The sequence below is a fragment of the Bacillus sp. DB-2 genome (assembly GCF_003315125.1).
GTDB lineage: Bacteria > Bacillota > Bacilli > Bacillales > Bacillaceae_G > Bacillus_A > Bacillus_A mycoides.
The window spans coordinates 129,551-145,923 of sequence record NZ_QNRN01000012.1 but is presented as its reverse complement, the minus strand read 5'-3'; the positions used below and the strand labels follow the sequence as shown (position 1 = coordinate 145,923).

General features: G+C 35.3%; 16 protein-coding genes, 3 pseudogenes and 2 other annotated features. Of the genes and pseudogenes, 4 read left to right on the top strand and 15 right to left on the bottom strand.

What is annotated here, in order from left to right:
* Positions 1 to 106 precede the first annotated feature (106 nt).
* From DET63_RS20700 to trpE, 8 genes are all read right to left on the bottom strand, one after another.
* Positions 107 to 457 carry a DUF4029 domain-containing protein gene (locus tag DET63_RS20700; protein ID WP_002086916.1) on the bottom strand — a complete coding sequence of 117 codons (351 nt, stop codon included), beginning with the start codon at positions 455 to 457 and terminating at the stop codon, positions 107 to 109.
* Positions 458 to 531: 74 nt separating this feature from the next.
* Complete coding sequence (trpA, locus tag DET63_RS20695) at positions 532 to 1,308, bottom strand: tryptophan synthase subunit alpha (RefSeq protein WP_002011422.1); 777 nt, start codon at positions 1,306 to 1,308, stop codon at positions 532 to 534.
* 3 nt (positions 1,309 to 1,311) lie between these two features.
* Complete coding sequence (trpB, locus tag DET63_RS20690; RefSeq protein ID WP_002086917.1) at positions 1,312 to 2,505, bottom strand: tryptophan synthase subunit beta; 1,194 nt, start codon at positions 2,503 to 2,505, stop codon at positions 1,312 to 1,314.
* Positions 2,502 to 3,116: a phosphoribosylanthranilate isomerase gene (locus DET63_RS20685; RefSeq protein WP_113937710.1), complete on the bottom strand. Its 615-nt coding sequence runs from the start codon at positions 3,114 to 3,116 to the stop codon at positions 2,502 to 2,504. Before DET63_RS20685 ends, trpB begins: the two co-directional genes overlap by 4 nt.
* Positions 3,113 to 3,874 carry an indole-3-glycerol phosphate synthase TrpC gene (gene trpC, locus DET63_RS20680; protein ID WP_113937709.1) on the bottom strand — a complete coding sequence of 254 codons (762 nt, stop codon included), beginning with the start codon at positions 3,872 to 3,874 and terminating at the stop codon, positions 3,113 to 3,115. The genes DET63_RS20685 and trpC overlap by 4 nt, the downstream gene beginning before the upstream one ends.
* 1 nt (position 3,875) lies before the next feature.
* Positions 3,876 to 4,901 (bottom strand): anthranilate phosphoribosyltransferase, encoded by a 1,026-nt coding sequence (gene trpD, locus DET63_RS20675; RefSeq protein WP_113937708.1) that lies wholly within the window; start codon positions 4,899 to 4,901, stop codon positions 3,876 to 3,878.
* The gene (locus DET63_RS20670) at positions 4,898 to 5,485 is read right to left on the bottom strand and encodes an anthranilate synthase component II (RefSeq protein WP_113937707.1); all 588 of its coding nucleotides are present in this window, start codon (positions 5,483 to 5,485) and stop codon (positions 4,898 to 4,900) included. The genes trpD and DET63_RS20670 overlap by 4 nt, the downstream gene beginning before the upstream one ends.
* A complete protein-coding gene (gene trpE / locus DET63_RS20665; RefSeq protein ID WP_113937706.1) occupies positions 5,482 to 6,900 on the bottom strand; it encodes an anthranilate synthase component I in 1,419 nt (472 codons plus the stop codon). Before trpE ends, DET63_RS20670 begins: the two co-directional genes overlap by 4 nt.
* 51 nt (positions 6,901 to 6,951) lie before the next feature.
* Positions 6,952 to 7,198 (bottom strand) — a binding site (T-box leader).
* 42 nt (positions 7,199 to 7,240) lie between these two features.
* Positions 7,241 to 7,478: a binding site (T-box leader), on the bottom strand.
* Between the two features lie 307 nt (positions 7,479 to 7,785).
* On the opposite strand from trpE, the gene putP reads away from it, so the two are divergent.
* Positions 7,786 to 9,264, top strand: a complete 1,479-nt coding sequence (putP, locus tag DET63_RS20655) for a sodium/proline symporter PutP (protein ID WP_113937705.1) — start codon at positions 7,786 to 7,788, stop codon at positions 9,262 to 9,264.
* A gap of 160 nt (positions 9,265 to 9,424) precedes the next feature.
* Complete coding sequence (locus DET63_RS20650; protein ID WP_113937704.1) at positions 9,425 to 9,823, top strand: Ig-like domain-containing protein; 399 nt, start codon at positions 9,425 to 9,427, stop codon at positions 9,821 to 9,823.
* 30 nt (positions 9,824 to 9,853) lie between these two features.
* Here DET63_RS20650 and DET63_RS20645 read toward each other — a convergent pair.
* A pseudogene (locus tag DET63_RS20645) lies at positions 9,854 to 9,976 on the bottom strand (PH domain-containing protein); the annotation flags it as partial.
* A gap of 304 nt (positions 9,977 to 10,280) precedes the next feature.
* Here DET63_RS20645 and DET63_RS20635 point away from each other — a divergent pair.
* The gene (locus DET63_RS20635; RefSeq protein ID WP_113937703.1) at positions 10,281 to 10,988 is read left to right on the top strand and encodes an IS6 family transposase; all 708 of its coding nucleotides are present in this window, start codon (positions 10,281 to 10,283) and stop codon (positions 10,986 to 10,988) included.
* Positions 10,989 to 11,089: 101 nt separating this feature from the next.
* On the opposite strand, the gene DET63_RS20630 is transcribed toward DET63_RS20635, so the two are convergent.
* Together DET63_RS20630 and DET63_RS20625 are read right to left on the bottom strand one after the other, a co-directional pair.
* Complete coding sequence (locus tag DET63_RS20630) at positions 11,090 to 12,124, bottom strand: hypothetical protein (RefSeq protein WP_113937702.1); 1,035 nt, start codon at positions 12,122 to 12,124, stop codon at positions 11,090 to 11,092.
* Positions 12,114 to 12,974 carry an ABC transporter permease subunit gene (locus tag DET63_RS20625; protein ID WP_113937701.1) on the bottom strand — a complete coding sequence of 287 codons (861 nt, stop codon included), beginning with the start codon at positions 12,972 to 12,974 and terminating at the stop codon, positions 12,114 to 12,116. Before DET63_RS20625 ends, DET63_RS20630 begins: the two co-directional genes overlap by 11 nt.
* A 248-nt stretch (positions 12,975 to 13,222) precedes the next feature.
* Here DET63_RS20625 and DET63_RS20620 point away from each other — a divergent pair.
* Positions 13,223 to 13,393, top strand: a pseudogene (locus tag DET63_RS20620) (IS4 family transposase); the annotation flags it as partial.
* A gap of 90 nt (positions 13,394 to 13,483) precedes the next feature.
* On the opposite strand, the gene DET63_RS20615 reads toward DET63_RS20620, so the two are convergent.
* The 4 genes and pseudogenes from DET63_RS20615 to DET63_RS31135 form a co-directional block, all read right to left on the bottom strand.
* Positions 13,484 to 13,681 (bottom strand): hypothetical protein, encoded by a 198-nt coding sequence (locus tag DET63_RS20615; protein WP_113937700.1) that lies wholly within the window; start codon positions 13,679 to 13,681, stop codon positions 13,484 to 13,486.
* A gap of 2 nt (positions 13,682 to 13,683) precedes the next feature.
* Complete coding sequence (locus DET63_RS20610) at positions 13,684 to 14,277, bottom strand: MauE/DoxX family redox-associated membrane protein (RefSeq protein WP_061676103.1); 594 nt, start codon at positions 14,275 to 14,277, stop codon at positions 13,684 to 13,686.
* A gap of 114 nt (positions 14,278 to 14,391) precedes the next feature.
* Entirely contained in the window at positions 14,392 to 15,162 is a 771-nt protein-coding gene (locus tag DET63_RS31140) for an ABC transporter ATP-binding protein (protein WP_420196574.1), read from the bottom strand.
* A gap of 186 nt (positions 15,163 to 15,348) precedes the next feature.
* A pseudogene (locus DET63_RS31135) lies at positions 15,349 to 16,200 on the bottom strand (ABC transporter transmembrane domain-containing protein); the annotation flags it as partial.
* Positions 16,201 to 16,373: the final 173 nt, after the last annotated feature.

The following is a 16,373-nucleotide window of genomic DNA, read 5'->3' as shown; positions in this document are numbered from 1 at the left end:
AATTGCAATTTTTAACTATTATATAACAGATGTTATGATTTTCAATTATTTTTATAACAGATTTAAAAAAGGAGCCGCTTGGCTCCTTTTTTGAATAACTAATATTTTATCTTTTATCCTGAAAAACCGTCTGCTGTCCAATCATTTTTTCTAGCACAACAAACACAATATAAGCACATATTACTTGCAATACAATATTCCCAAGTTTTATTAATTCAAATGAATGGATCCATTGGAATAATTCACTTAATAATACAATCGAAACGATACTAAATAGTTCTATACTAACCGAAAATATACATACTTCTAAAATAGATTGCTCTTGTATTCGATTTAATTGGGAAAAGATGAATACATATCCTAAAAACAGAGCCATCAACTCTATTTTCGTCATGCTAATGAGCCAAGCGTATAATGGTACAGTTAAAAGAAGATATAATAGTTTACGTCTTAGCATGCCTTCTCACCCTCTAAGTTATAAGTATTTTCTGTATATTTTAACATTTATTACACAAAAGAAACAGAAGAGACTTAAGCCTCTTCTGTTTCTTTTACTGCATGTATTAACTCACAAATTTCTTCTCGCTTTTCATTTTCTAACAGCTCAATGACTTTACTTCCAACGACAACGCCGTCACATATTGTAATCATTTCTTCAATTTGCTCTCGTGTTGAAATACCGAATCCTGCGACTACTGGTAAGTGGACGTGTGCTTTTACTTTTTCTAAGTAACTACGAATCTCATCTTTAAAGTTTTGACGTACTCCCGTTACGCCCGCTACTGTAACGGCGTAGACGAATCCTTGTGATTCACTCGTAATTTTTTCGATTCGTTCAATAGGGCTCGTTACGGTAACGAGTGGAATTAAAGCGATATTCGCCACGCGAAGGAGCGGTGCAATAATGTCTTGTTCTTCATACGGTAAGTCTGGAACGATAATACCGTCCACCCCTGCTTCAAGACAGCTCTCAATGAAACGTTCCTTTCCGAATGCGAGTACTGGATTTAAATATGTCATAAGTACAAATGGAATTTGAACTTCTTGCCTCACCTCTATTAATGCTTGAAAAATACCTTTCAATGTTACACCGCTATCTAATGCTCTTTTTCCTGCCCTTTGAATAGTTGGACCGTCTGCGACTGGATCTGAAAATGGGATACCAATTTCAACGATGCTTGCTCCTGCTTCATCAAGAAAACGAATTCTTTCTTTTAACTTTTCAAGTCCACCATCTCCGCCCATTACATACGGAATAAATGCTTTCTTGCCATTTTCAAACGCTGCTATAATTTTTTCTACTCCCATTTTTTACACCTCTTCCATATAACGTTTTATACTCTCTACATCTTTATCACCGCGGCCGGATAAACAAATGACAAGTCCTTCGTCTTTCTTCATTTGCGGCGCTAGTTTTAAAGCGTATGCAACAGCATGTGAACTTTCTAATGCCGGGATAATCCCTTCTTTTTTCGTTAATAATTGAAATGCTTCTAACGCTTCTTCATCTGTAATGGAATGATAAGAAACGCGGCCAATATCTTTTAGCAAGCTATGTTCTGGCCCAACACCTGGGTAATCCAGCCCTGCCGAAATAGAGTGTGCTTCTTGAATTTGCCCTTCTTCATTTTGCAGAAGGTACATCATCGATCCGTGTAAAACACCGACACTTCCTTTCGTTAAAGTGGCTGCGTGCTTTTCTGTGTGAACACCTTTTCCAGCTGCTTCAACACCGTAAAGAGCAACTTCTTCATCGTGTACGAACGGATAAAACATTCCCATTGCATTACTACCACCGCCAATACAAGCAACGACTGCTTCTGGTAATTTTCCTTCTAACGCTTCGTATTGCTTTTTCGTTTCTTTCCCAATTACACTTTGGAAATCACGAACAATTTGCGGGAATGGATGTGGCCCGAGAACTGATCCCATAATGTAGTGCGTATCGTGTACATGTGAAACCCAGTAACGAAGCGCCTCGTTTACCGCATCTTTCAACGTGCCGCTACCTGCCGCAACGCTTTCTACTTTTGCTCCGAGTAATTCCATTCGAAACACGTTTAATTTTTGTCGTCTCACATCTTCTTCTCCCATGAAGATGACGCATTCTAAACCGAAAAGTGCACATACAGTAGCTGTTGCAACTCCGTGTTGTCCTGCTCCTGTTTCAGCGACAACTTTCTTCTTACCCATTCTTACCGCAAGAAGTGCTTGACCGATTGTATTGTTAATTTTATGAGCTCCCGTATGGTTCAAATCTTCACGTTTCAAATAAATCTTTGCTCCGCCGCAATACTTCGTCATATTTTCAGCGAAATAAAGCGGTGTTTCTCTTCCAACGTACGTTTGTAAATAATGATCTAATTCCTTTTGAAACGCTTCATCTTGCATCGCTTCTTTATATGCTTCTTCTAGTTCTAATACGGATTGCATTAACGTTTCTGGAACGTATCGTCCTCCGTATATACCGTAATGCCCTTTTTCATCTGGATATGCATAATTCATTTGGAACACTCCTTCGCTTTTTTAATAAATTGTTTTATTTTCTCCAAATCTTTCTTTCCTTCTGTCTCTACTCCGCTGCTCACATCGATCATATATGGCTGAACGGTTCGAATTGCTTCTTCTATATTAAGGATGTTTAATCCGCCAGCTAATATCGTTTTCTCTCGCAATGCTTTTGGCATATGTGCAAGTAACTCCCATGAGAATGTCTTTCCGTTTCCTCCGTGGAACTTTTCTTTCGGGCTATCAAATAACAAATAATCTGTATCGTATTTTTTCGCACATTCAATATCTTTCTCTAAAGCTACTCCTACCGCTTTTATAGACGGAATATTCAATCTTACGATTTGATCATTGTCTTCATCCCCATGTAGTTGCACATGCGTTAACCCGCACTCCTCTGCAATTTTCTGGATCACTTCTACTGATTCATTTACGAAAACACCGACCTTGAAAACGTGGGCTGGAATTTCCCCAATAATTTCTTTCGCTTGCCCTGGAGTGATTTGGCGTTTACTTTCTGCAAAAACAAATCCGATTGCATCTGCGCCATATTCACACGCACTTTGCGCTGTTTCCATATCAGTGATGCCGCAAATCTTCACTTTCATATGCTCACCTTACAGTCTTCGAAAAAGTTACTTATAGAAGATGATGTCATAAGCGCTTCTCCGACTAATACGCCTTTTGCACCAGCTCGTTTGACGCGAATGATATCTTCTTTTGAATGAATGCCGCTTTCACTAATCCAAAGTAGGTTTTCCTCATTCAGCCGTTTTCCGAGCTTTTCAGTTTGGCTTAAATCTACTTCAAATGTTTTTAAATTACGGTTGTTAATACCGATAACGTGCGGATTTAATCGGATTGCAATTTCTAATTCCTGTTCATCATGAACTTCAACAATCGCTTCTAATCCTTTTTCTAGCACGTAGTTATAAAGCTCGTTTAATTTCTCTTTTGACAATGCTGCAACAATTAATAAAATAAGATCTGCACCAGCTTCATACGCTCTATCAATTTGGATTTTATCGATTATAAAATCTTTACATAAAAGCGGAATGTTACTTTCTGCTCTTGCCGTTTGTAAGTCGTGAAACGACCCTTTAAAAAATTGACCGTCTGTTAAAACCGAAACTGCTCCAGCACCGCATTCTTCATATGTTTTCACTTGTTTTGGCACATCAACGTGTAAATTAATATCGCCTTTTGATGGAGACGCTCGCTTTACCTCTGCTATTACAGTAAACTGCTCTAAAGCTTTTACAAGTGAGTGTGTTTTCCTTTTTTCTTTCACTGGTGAATATGTTTCATATAACTCCGCAACTTCTACTTTCTTTTGCACTACAATTTTGTCTAAAATCGTCCCCATTTTAATTCACCCTTTCTAATTTTTCATGGCTTGCTGCAATTAATAAGTTTAGTTTGGCTAATGCTTTTCCAGAGTCAATGCTATGTGCCGCTAGTATAATTCCTTCTTCAATCGTTTCTGCTCTTCCATTTGCGAAAAGGGCTAGACCTGCATTTAATAAAACAGTATCGCGATAGACACTCTTTTCTCCGCTTAATACTCCGAGCGTAATCTTTGCATTTTCTTTTGAATTCCCACCTCTAATTTCTTCATTTTTCACTCTTGAAAAACCATACTTTTCTGGATCAATACTCATTTCTACTATTTCATTATCTTTTAAAACGACGACATGATTTTCTCCCTGTAATGATGCTTCATCTAAAAAGCCACTTCCGTTTACGACGAGCGCTTGTTTTCTGCCAAGTTTCTGCAATACTTCCGCTACCGGCAATAACATATCTCGCTTATAAATACCGACAAATTGTGTTTCTAAATTAACCGGATTCGTCAACGGTCCAATTAAGTTAAAGATCGTCGGAACGTTTAATTCTTTTCTTATTTTCATAATGCGTCTTAATGCTGGATGCATCGCTGGTGCGAATAAGAAGGCAATACCTACATTCTCTAATAAATAGTCAATCTCACCCGGCGTGCAGCTTATGTTTACACCGAGTTCTTCTAATAAATCAGCACTTCCTGTTTTACTAGAAACAGCGCGGTTTCCATGTTTCGCAACCTTTACACCAGCTCCGGCAAGTACAAATGCCGATGTTGTACTAATATTGAATGTTTGTGCACCGTCACCACCCGTTCCGCAATTGTCCATCGCGCCTTTTATATGATTTGAAAACGGTAATGCCTTTTCTCGAAGAGCACGAACGAGACCGTATATTTCTTCTGCTGTTTCGCCTTTCGCTTTCAACAATACTAAGAAAGCTGCAACTTCACTTTCCAATATGTTGTCACTTAATAAAAGAAGTCCCGCTTCATACATTTCTTCTTCTGTTAAATGTTGTCCCTCTACTAATTTTCGAAGATAACTGTTCATACTCTCTCCTCCTCTTTCACTTCTGCTAAAAAGGCACGTATTAACTTTCCGCCTTCTTCTGTTGCAATTGATTCTGGGTGAAACTGTAATCCGAAGAGCGGATAATAGTTGTGACGAACTGCCATGATTTCTCCGTCATCCATCGCTGTCGCAAGTATGTCAAAGCATTGTGGTAAACTATTTTGCGCTGCGACGAGTGAATGGTAACGCATTGCCGTTAGCGGCTGCGTAACGTACGAAAAGATTGACGTTCCGTTATGTTTCACACGCGACGTTTTTCCATGTTTAATGCGCTCTGCTCTAACAATTTTTCCTCCAAATGCGGATATGATTGCTTGATGGCCAAGACAAATTCCTAAGATGGGAACGTTCTTATAAAAGTGACGAATAACATCGATACAAATTCCAGCATCTTCTGGTTTCCCAGGTCCTGGTGATAGCACAATTCCTTTCGGCTTCATCTCCTCTAATTGTTCAATTGTTATTTGATCATTTCTTACGACAACAATTTCTGCCTCGTACTCGCCTAACAGTTGATACAAGTTATATGTGAATGAATCATAATTATCGATAAGTGCAATCATTTCATAACCTCCAAAAGCGCTCTCGCTTTATTTAATGTTTCTTCATACTCAGCAACCGGGTCTGAATCGTAGACGATACCCGCTCCTGCCTGAACGTACGCTTTCTCATCTTTCACAACCATCGTTCGAATTGCTAGCGCCATATCAAGATTTCCTGAGAATGAAATATATCCAACTGCTCCGGCGTATACATTTCTTTTTTCATGCTCTAACGTATTAATAATTTCCATCGCTCTAATTTTCGGAGCACCTGATACTGTACCAGCTGGTAAACAATACGCTAATGCGTCAAATCCACTCGTTTGTTTTCGCAATGTTCCGTAAACTTCAGATACAATGTGCATAACGTGAGAGTATTTTTCTACTTTCATATATTTATCTATCGTCACAGAGCCAATTTCACTTACTCTGCCAATATCATTTCGTCCTAGGTCCACAAGCATCATATGCTCTGCTCGCTCTTTCTCATTTCCTAACAGTTCTTTTTCGATTTCCTCATCTTCCTGCTTCGTTTTCCCTCTCGTCCTCGTACCGGCAATTGGGTTTGTCATCACCTTATCGTCTCTTACTGATAGTAAACTTTCTGGTGAAGAGCCAAGTACAACATAATCTTGAAAATCGATATAGAACATATATGGTGATGGATTTGCAATTCGAAGTTTCCGGTATAATGCAAATGGATCTCCAATACATTCACTTTGCAAACGCTGGGATAATACAACTTGAAAAATATCTCCGGACCGAATGTATTCTTTCGCTGTTTCTACCATTTCACAAAATTCTTTTTCAGTTATGGACGAAGTGAATGATAACGTTGATTGTATTTCATTTACTTCCGCTTCTTCTCCCTTTAACACTTCCTCTTTGTATACTTGCAATCTTTCGTATACTTCTTCATAAGAAGCTGAATCGTCTTCCCTGCATACATATACAAACAACAACTTTTGGCGTAAATGATCGTAAACGGTAGACTCACGATATAGTAAAAGGTGTACTTCTGGAATATTTAATGGATCGTGTAAATCTGCTCCAATGTTTTCATACTGCCGAATGACATCATAGCCAATATAACCAACTGCTCCTCCGCAAAATGGGAACGGACTGTCTACTTGCAATGGTGCGATTACCTCTTCTAACACTTGCAGTACGTTAGCTTGCAACTTTTCTGTTTGCCCATATGTCGTTCGTTCGACTTCCATACCAACGCTTTTCACTTCTCCATAAGGATTACACCCTAAGTAAGAATAGCGCCCTTTATCTTGATGAAGCTGCGAGCTTTCTAGTAAAAACTTTTTCTTCCCCTTCATACGTCTATATAAAGAAATTGGCGTAATGCTATCTCCTTCTTCTTCAGCGATTACTAAAAATGTGTTTCTTTGTTCTTTTTGCTTCATAAATTCCTCTTTTGTCATCATGCCTTTCACCTCACTCTGAAAAATAAAAAAGTCCCCTACATATCGAAATATGTAGAGGACGATAAATTTACCGTGGTACCACCTCAGGTTGGACGCAAAAGCATCCCGCTTTATTCAGGTACAAAATATATACCTTATCCTTTTAACGGCGGAACCCGGGTTGCCTACTGAATAGAAATTGTTCAGCATACCTCTCGTAAGCCCATTCCGTATATGGCACCGTACCGGGCTCCCACCTGCTCCCGGCTCTCTGTAACGTCTCCAAATATACGTACTCTTCTTACTTAAACGATTTAGCTTATTTAATTTTTTATACACAAAAAGGGAGTACTCATCCTATAGAAAGGACGGGTACTCCCGTGGTGCCACCTTAATTCGTTACGAATGTAACGCACTTTGCCGTATCAAAAATAATACGTGTCTCTTATATCGATGAGATCATGTCGCCAAAGCCTACTTCTTTCGTTTCGGTTTGGAAGCTCCGAAGCCCATTCCACATCAATTCCATACTGATTCGCACCAACCATCAGCTCTCTGACATGTTCATCATGTGTACTCTTCTTCATCAACGCTTGCATTTTTTTAAGTTGCACTCATTATAGACCTAACTTTTTTCACAAGTCAATACTTTTTTCAAAAAAATATTTCTCTCTTCTTTCAATATTATATTGACAAAACAACGTGTTTTTATGTAAATATAATAAATACTCTATTAAAATTAAGGTTTTTTTGTCTGAAATTTATATATTAAAAAAGTAAAAAGATGTCAAAAAACGCTTACATTTCTGAAAATTCGTATTTCTGTATGGATTTTTCAGAATAATCATGATAGATTATAAATATGCATAACGCATCAAAAGACATGACAAAAGGAAGGGGAACTACATGAGTACGCAGATGTTAACTTTAACTTCTATCTCTATTTACATGCTCGGGATGTTAGTAATCGGCTATTTCGCCTACAAACGAACGTCCAACTTAACAGATTATATGCTTGGCGGGCGCACACTAGGCCCCGCAGTAACAGCATTAAGTGCTGGAGCATCCGATATGAGTGGTTGGCTTTTAATGGGATTACCCGGTGCAATGTTTAGCGTTGGATTAAGTAGTAGTTGGATTGCGCTCGGCCTAACACTAGGCGCATACGCAAACTGGCTTTATGTCGCTCCTCGCTTACGTACCTACTCTGAAATGGCAAACAACTCTATTACTATCCCAGAATTTTTGGAACACCGCTTCCACGACAAATCTCATATGCTACGCTTAGTATCCGGACTTGTTATTATGATTTTCTTTACTTTTTATGTAGCTTCAGGACTAGTTTCAGGTGCTGTATTATTTGAAAATTCATTTGGTATGAACTATCATGTTGGATTATTCATTGTCGCAGCAGTTGTCGTGGCTTACACATTATTTGGTGGTTTCTTAGCAGTAAGTTGGACAGACTTCGTGCAAGGAATCATTATGGTAATTGCTCTTATTCTTGTTCCTATCGTAACAATTATGAATTCGAACGGACTTGGACCTGCGTTTGATACAATTCGATCTGTAGATCCAACACGTTTAGATATTTTTAAAGGTGCCTCTACTTTAGGAATGATTTCTTTATTCGCATGGGGCCTTGGTTATGTTGGACAACCTCATATTATCGTACGCTTTATGGCTATTTCGTCTGTAAAAGAAATTAAAAGCGCACGAAGAATTGGTATGAGCTGGATGATTTTCTCTGTTGTCGGAGCTATGTTTACTGGTCTGATCGGTATTGCTTACTATTCACAACAAGGGTTGACATTATCTAATCCAGAGACAATTTTCCTTGAACTTGGAAAAATTTTATTCCATCCACTTATTACTGGATTTTTATTAGCAGCGATTTTAGCAGCGATTATGAGTACAATCTCATCTCAGCTTCTTGTTACTTCTAGTGCTATAACAGAAGATTTATATCGTACATTCTTTAAACGTTCTGCTTCTGATAAAGAGCTTGTATTTGTCGGTCGTATGGCTGTACTTGTTATCGCCTTAGTCGGGTGCGCATTAGCGTTTAAACAAAATGATACGATTTTAGCTCTTGTTGGATATGCTTGGGCTGGATTTGGTTCTTCATTTGGACCCGCTATTTTATTAAGCTTATATTGGAAACGTATGACGAAATGGGGCGCACTTGCTGGCATGATTTCAGGTGCAGCCACAGTAATTATTTGGACACAGTTTAAATTCTTAAAAGATTTCTTATATGAAATGATTCCTGGTTTCGCTATTAGTTTAATAGTGATCGTAATTGTTAGTTTACTAACACAGCCTTCAAAAGAAGTTGAAGAGAAATTTGAGGATTTTGAAAAACAACACCGTAATAATCTATAAAAAGAAAGCTCTGCTGTTATCGCAACAGCAGAGCTTTCTTTTTACAGTTCGACAATCTTCTTCTCAAATTTAACAAATTCTTTATGTTTCGTTAAATTTAATATAACACTGCTCCTTTATAGTATTAGTATCAGCACTTATACAGAAAGGGGACTCCAACATGTTAGCAGCTTTCCAGCAACAACACATAAGAAAATTTTCACCTATTACAAATACTTCTGCTTCTCGTTTAAACATTCAACCTAATCCATCCAAAATTTCAATTGCTCCTTCTGTTATATCTGTAATTGGTATTCATATACAGAAAAATAAGCTTAAAATAAAAACCGGACAAAGTGCCGATTTATCAGCTTCCGTTTTGCCAATGCAGGCAAAGAATCAAGAGCTTATTTGGACAAATATGAACTCCGACGTCATCACCATCTATCCGAAAGGTGAGACAGTAACGATTACTGGAAAAAGTGCAGGAAGAGCAGTCGTAATTGTCACAACTGCTGAAGGAAAATTCCGCGACTTATGTGTCGTTCACGTGCAACCTTATATGACAAATCCAAAGTAACATAAAGAGAGTAGATATGAATCCACTCTCTTACTTTATTTCAATCCCAGGATTTTTTCTTTTTAACAACAAAATAAATTCTTCTTTATTTCTTGGAGAAATAAGTTCTGTTTCATATGATCCGTAAACAATTTCTAATCGATCGAATGATAAAGTGAAACTTTAATCAGTGGGGGGGGTGTTCATCCCCCACTGATTATTAGTTGAACCAATCGGGCGTTTACGGGGCGTTTACGGGCAGTTGACCTCACACCTAACTTCTTTGCTTCAGCCGAATTTTGAGGTGGGAGTTTTACTGCTCGTTAATGCGGGATAATGCACGAGCTGCTATTGGATTTTTCGTATTTGAAATTTGTTTTATATCTGGTTCTGGTGCAAAAACTTAAGGACAATTGCAATGAATCTATAAATCTTGGACATACTGTTACTATTACTTTAAAAAGGGTACGTGATTGGTATGGAAAAGGAAAATGTATTCAAATGGAAGCATTATCTGCCTGATATTATTTTGTTAACAGTAAGATGGTACCTACGGTACAACCTCAGTTTTCGTGATTTGGTGGAAATGCTAGAAGAACGGGGGTTATCCATTTCTCATACAACGATTATGCGTTGGGTTCATCAGTATGGTCCTGAATTGGACAAACGAATCCGTCGTCACCTCAAACAAACAAATGACTCTTGGAGAGTCGATGAAACATATATCAAAGTAAAAGGTCAATGGATGTATCTGTATCGTGCTGTTGATTCGAAAGGAAACACAATTGATTTTTTCCTAAACAAAACAAGAGACCAGAAGGCTGCAAAGCGCTTTTTCAAGAAAGCTTTACGGTCTTTTCATGTTTCAAAACCACGTGTTATAACAGTCGATAAGAACCCGGTTTATCCTATAGCAATTGAGCAGTTGAAAAAAGAAAAAAGCATACCTGATGGTATGCAACTTAGACAACAAAAGTACTTGAATAACATAGTAGAACAAGATCATCGCTTTATAAAGAAGCGAATCCGTTCTATGCTAGGGCTCAAATGTTTTGACACAGCTACATCCATTCTTTCTGGAGTAGAAGCCATGCATATGATTAAAAAAGAGCAGCTTGATTTACGGGACCAGTCTGTCCAAAATCAGAAAGAATTCATCCATCAATTGTTTGGACTTGCAGCATAAGATACGATTCCGTTAGGAATATATGTGCTTTATTCTCTTGTATTTTATTTTTGCACCAGAACCCTTCAAGACCTTAGCTTGATGGACATGTGGCGGCACACCTAATTATCTTTTTCTCTATAAATAGAGTTTAGATTCATTCTAGCAAACGAAGATTTATCAACTTTCATCTTTTGGTATTTTGCTTCAAACGATGATCTTTCCCCACTTTTTTTCTTATCATTAGAAATAAAGCGTGTATTGTACTGTTCTTTTATACCTTGAATCATAAGGTGTAGAACAAATATTGAAATTGTAAAAAATAACAACGGAGCTAGTACAAGCCAAGGTGCCATTAATAATTCATTTTTATTTAATCCAATTAAACTTGACCACTCATTCGTAAGTGAAAACACTTTTAAGTCACTTGACATTCGCCTTCCGCCAATCAAAATTTCAAAAAATGCTAAATGAATCAATAAAGTAAATAATTGAACAAACTGTTGCAGGAAAAGAATAACAAGTATTTCCTTTAAGTAAAGCCAAATATGCCTTCGAAACAAATAGAATTTTGAAGCCCCTAACAAAACTGAACTTATAATGTATTCATTTTTCATGAACAGATTTATTTCTTGACTAATATAAATAATAACCGGTGGTAACGTTACGATACAAAGGATAAAGAATTGTTTCCCAATAATAGACATGCTAAGCCCAGTTTGCTGGCTTTCCAACATTAATGGAGCCATCCACATAATACCCCACAGCACTGTTGGAATGAAGAAATAAGGTTTAAATACTTTTTGAACAAAACTTTGCAACTTAGATGATGTATAGGCTAAAGCCCCACCTAATAATGTTCCTATTAGAATTTGAATAAGACAAATCCCCAAAACAAATAAGATAGTAAATTTCGCTCCAATGATCAATTGAAAAAACAAATTATATCCACTTCTATCTGAACCAAATGGAGGCATAATTAACGGATTGAATGGTGCAGCTTGAATGACATCCCCATCTTCATTTTTTAATAACAGTTGCGTATTGGAATATAAATCTTTTCCAAACCATGTAAATAAATAACTGATGATTACAAGTCCTATAAAGTAGGAAACCCCGAACCAAAAACGTCTGGAACGAATAATGCTATGACTCATTTGCAATTCCTCCCGTAATACGATTTACTCGATAATGAACAGCTATGAATATTAAATAGAATGGAATAAATAACAGTAGTGTCCACCACACCATCGTTAAAGGAGTTAAAGCGCCTGGTTTCACCAAAAATGACATATATCCGTGAATGTTGAAAGCTGCCTCTACCATTAAAAGACTTGAAATCATAAATAAGAAAATAGATTGCAGATGATTGAGTAAGTGATACATTATATTTCGAAATAAATGAACAAATAAGATATATCTGTTACTTAACCCCTTTGCACGAGCAAATTCTACATAAGGTTTATGCTTTTCATCCAATAAGAACAGAACAATGATTCGAAAAAGATGAAGCGTAGGAACAATAGTCATACAAAGGATCGGTAGAAAATACACTTGCTTACCATTCATTGCATAAATATTAACTATATTTGACCCTGTTTGTTTAAATACCCATACGAAAAACAGTTGTAGTACAAATATTAATAACAAATCAGGAATGGATTCAATAAAAATTAAACACCGTTCAATTCCCTTTTTTATTCTAGAAGATGATAGTAAATAAAAAAATGAGAGACAAGTAGCAAATAAAACAGCCAAACAAGTGGATACAGCCAGAATAGTAATCGAATAAACATAAGGATCCAAAATATTTTCTAGGAAAGGGACTGGACGCATTAAGGTTCTATTAAAATATAAAATATCTGCTGGAGAACAAAGTTGTTGTAAATAAGCAATAAAACTAAGCGTGTTTCCTTTCAAAAAGATAAACGGTAGATAACTAATAACAATGATTACTACTATACAAATAAAAAATTCAATAATTTTCTCACTTAAAAACTTCTTCATTCCAACCCCCTTAATGATTGCCGAAAAATACACAATCTTTAAATAATTTTACCTGGAGATTTCCATACATTCAAATTTATCTTTTTTACTCCACTCCTCTTTCATTATTAAAATTTTGTTACGATTATAAAACATATGCCTCTAAGGGGGAGTGTCACATCGCAATCAGGCTAAGGTTTTACACTACCCAAAAAGCAAAAAAGGCGTTATCCTTTCTGTAAAATTATAAGAAAGGATGGCGTTTTTTTATGAATCTTTCAATTCTTGATGAACTTCAACCGATTGCTGAAGAATTACAACGACATATGTCTTCTCATGTTCTAGAACACCTAGCCAAAGAAAAAGGATTCGTCCAGCGAAAGAGTAAATATCAAGCACAGGAGTTAGTCGCTTTATGTGTATGGATGAGTCAAAGTGTAGTTTAGTTTAGAAAACTTTGCAACAGGACCATTCTGTATATGTCAAGTGAATATATGGATAGTTACTATTTATCAAGAGAGATTCGCACATTAATTTTTATCTGTTTTATTTTTCGAATACTCTAAATCTTCTTCTTCTACTTTTAATTCAGCAGAATTAGTAATTTCAATCATTCCTACTTGAGTTTGGAATCTATTTAGAAAATCAGTTACTAATTTAATTAATAAAAAGAAAACAATCATTTGAATAATCATACAAGTCCAAAGAAGATAATCAGACCAGTTCAAGTTCATCGCTCCTTTATTTGTTTTGCTAATTTTAAAAAGTTATTCATGCTCGAACGAATAAAAAATAGTGAATTTAAAATAGAAATAAAGAAAAGTAAAAAAATTGATATTAAGACTGATAGTACTGCATTACTATTAAAAATAAGATTAGGGTCTTTTGGATGAATTAATACAGCGTTTAAGCTGAGAAGATTTGTTTGGTTCTTTAAAAGAAAATAAACTACAGTTAATAAGACTATATTACGAAATACTAAAAACCAAGATAAATGGTGATTACCTGCTATTCCTCCACAACCACATGATATAGTGGTTCTTTTCTTTAATAAATTGATTACGATACCTGTAGTGTACAAAACTAATAAAATAAATAATACTAATCCGGAAATAACAGGAAATAAGCCTAGTAATAGCAAACTGGCACAAGAAAATTCTAAAATGACTTCAAAAATAGAAAAGGATTTTGCTAATTTTTGAGGAATAATTTCATATTCCTTTACAATGATAACATGTTTTTTAAAATCTGAAATTTTACTTATAGCAGTTGATAAGAAGAGAATGCCGATCATTACTCTTAATATTAAAATGATTTCACTCACGTGTAATTCTCCCTCTATAATTAGTAGTACATCAATATTTTAAGTTGCTTATTCGTAAATTCTAGATACTATTTCACATTTTATAGAAATAGCATCTAGTCAGTTTCTAAGGGATTACCGTTCGGAATATTCACGTATCTTGTTGTCATAGAATTCTGCTTGAGTGGTATATAGTTCATGATACTTTCCCTTTTGCAATACTAGCTGTTCGTGGGTACCAAATTCAACTAACTTTCCATTATCTAATACAATGATTTTATCTGCTAGTTTAGCTGCTGACATTTTATGTGAAATCAAAAGTGTTGTTCTTTCTTCTGTTAATTGTTTGAATTTATCGAAAATTACCCTTTCAGATAAAGGATCTAAAGCTGCGGTAGGTTCATCTAAAATCATAATAGGGCTATTTTTAAATAAGGCTCTCGCAATCGCTACTTTTTGCCATTGTCCACCGGAAAGTTCTTCTCCCTCATATAAAAATCGACCTACATATGATTGATATTTATTTGGAAACTTTGTTATATCTGTATGGATTCCTGATTGTAGAGCAACATCCTGGATTTTTTTCTTATCGTTTCTTTCTGATATATTTCCAAAAGCAATATTTTCTTCAATTGTAAGGAAATATTTGGTGAAATCCTGAAAAATAACAGTGATGTTATCTCTAAGGGAATTTAATTGAATTTTATTTATAGGTACGTCATCAAAATAAATATTTCCAGATGTAAGAGGATATAGACCAAGTAAACATTTAATTAAAGAGGTTTTTCCCGATCCGTTGTGACCAACAATCGCTATTTTCTCTCCAGGTTTAATTGAAAATGATACATTCTTTAAAACTTCTTTTTGACTATTTGGATAGGAAAATGATACATTTTCAAATCGAATCCCTTGGTATAACTTACTAGGAAATGTGATTGTGTTTTTAGTATTAGATTCATTTTCTTCAAATGAATCTATATAGTTAAAATAATCATGAATATATAGTGTATCTTCATATAGTAGTGCAATACTTGCAGAAATAGAATGTAAAGAATTTTGAGTACTATGCACAGCTTGTCCAATAGAAACAAATTCTCCGATTTTAACAGCTGACTTTTTTATTAACCAAATAATGATTCCTGCAGAACTGCAATATGAAATAGCTATGATACCATCTAAAAATATTTCAGCTTTGCTTTTTGTTTTCAAGAAAGACAGAGAGATTTTCATATTTTCTGTATATTTCCGCTTCCATCTATCTATAAAATGGGGATATAAATTAAACACCCTTACTTCTCTAGCCGATTCTTTTTCCATAATCAAATTCTCAATATAACTAGCTTCTCTAACAATAGGAGTTAAATCTTTTTGGAGTTGAAAGCCCTTATTTCCCAAATAAGATTTGATTAAAAGAGTTGGTATGAAAGCAAAAGTACTAATCAAGGCCAAGCTCCAATGAATTGAAATTAAAAAAATAATTAAAGACGTAAGAGCTATTAATGATTGTATTATGGAAAATAAATTATTAATTGGTGACAAAAGGCGAGGTCCTGTATTTGATCTAACACGATTGGTGTAATTGTAAAAATTAGGATCATCAAAATTAGAATACGGTATTTTGATAGATTTATTAGCAATTTGTTCTGTTAGCAATCTATTAAGTTTAAAAGATAACTGTTGTTCGAGATACGTTTGAAATTGTTTAATAACTGTTTCCAATATTAAAAGCATGAATTGTGATATAAGCAATACAATGGCTAAAGTATTACTTTCACTTTTATTTTCTATTAATAGTGCTATGTTATTTATTAATTCTTTTGTAATTAAAATTGTTCCAACCGGTAGCATTCCTAAAATTAATATAAAAAAGCTAGAATAAAATAACCAAAGTTTATCAACCTTCCAAATCAGCTTGAATATTCTTAGTATGTATGAAATTAACATATTAAAATCACCACTTCTTTTAATTTCTTTGTAGGTTTCTTTTTGTATTGGAAAGATAGAATTTTGTTATATCATTAGTATTTTCAAATAGCAGAGAGAAAGGTGCATTGATTTTGTTATTCTTAATATTATGATTAAAAGAGAAATAGGAGATACAGGAGATCAGTAATAAA

Coding starts and splice junctions, on each gene's coding strand:
- DET63_RS20700 (WP_002086916.1), bottom strand. CDS start 457: ATGCTAAGACGTAAACTATTATATCTTCTTTTAACTGTACCATTATAC.
- trpA (WP_002011422.1), bottom strand. CDS start 1,308: ATGGGAGTAGAAAAAATTATAGCAGCGTTTGAAAATGGCAAGAAAGCA.
- trpB (WP_002086917.1), bottom strand. CDS start 2,505: ATGAATTATGCATATCCAGATGAAAAAGGGCATTACGGTATATACGGA.
- DET63_RS20685 (WP_113937710.1), bottom strand. CDS start 3,116: ATGAAAGTGAAGATTTGCGGCATCACTGATATGGAAACAGCGCAAAGT.
- trpC (WP_113937709.1), bottom strand. CDS start 3,874: ATGGGGACGATTTTAGACAAAATTGTAGTGCAAAAGAAAGTAGAAGTT.
- trpD (WP_113937708.1), bottom strand. CDS start 4,901: ATGAACAGTTATCTTCGAAAATTAGTAGAGGGACAACATTTAACAGAA.
- DET63_RS20670 (WP_113937707.1), bottom strand. CDS start 5,485: ATGATTGCACTTATCGATAATTATGATTCATTCACATATAACTTGTAT.
- trpE (WP_113937706.1), bottom strand. CDS start 6,900: ATGATGACAAAAGAGGAATTTATGAAGCAAAAAGAACAAAGAAACACA.
- putP (WP_113937705.1), top strand. CDS start 7,786: ATGAGTACGCAGATGTTAACTTTAACTTCTATCTCTATTTACATGCTC.
- DET63_RS20650 (WP_113937704.1), top strand. CDS start 9,425: ATGTTAGCAGCTTTCCAGCAACAACACATAAGAAAATTTTCACCTATT.
- DET63_RS20635 (WP_113937703.1), top strand. CDS start 10,281: ATGGAAAAGGAAAATGTATTCAAATGGAAGCATTATCTGCCTGATATT.
- DET63_RS20630 (WP_113937702.1), bottom strand. CDS start 12,124: ATGAGTCATAGCATTATTCGTTCCAGACGTTTTTGGTTCGGGGTTTCC.
- DET63_RS20625 (WP_113937701.1), bottom strand. CDS start 12,974: ATGAAGAAGTTTTTAAGTGAGAAAATTATTGAATTTTTTATTTGTATA.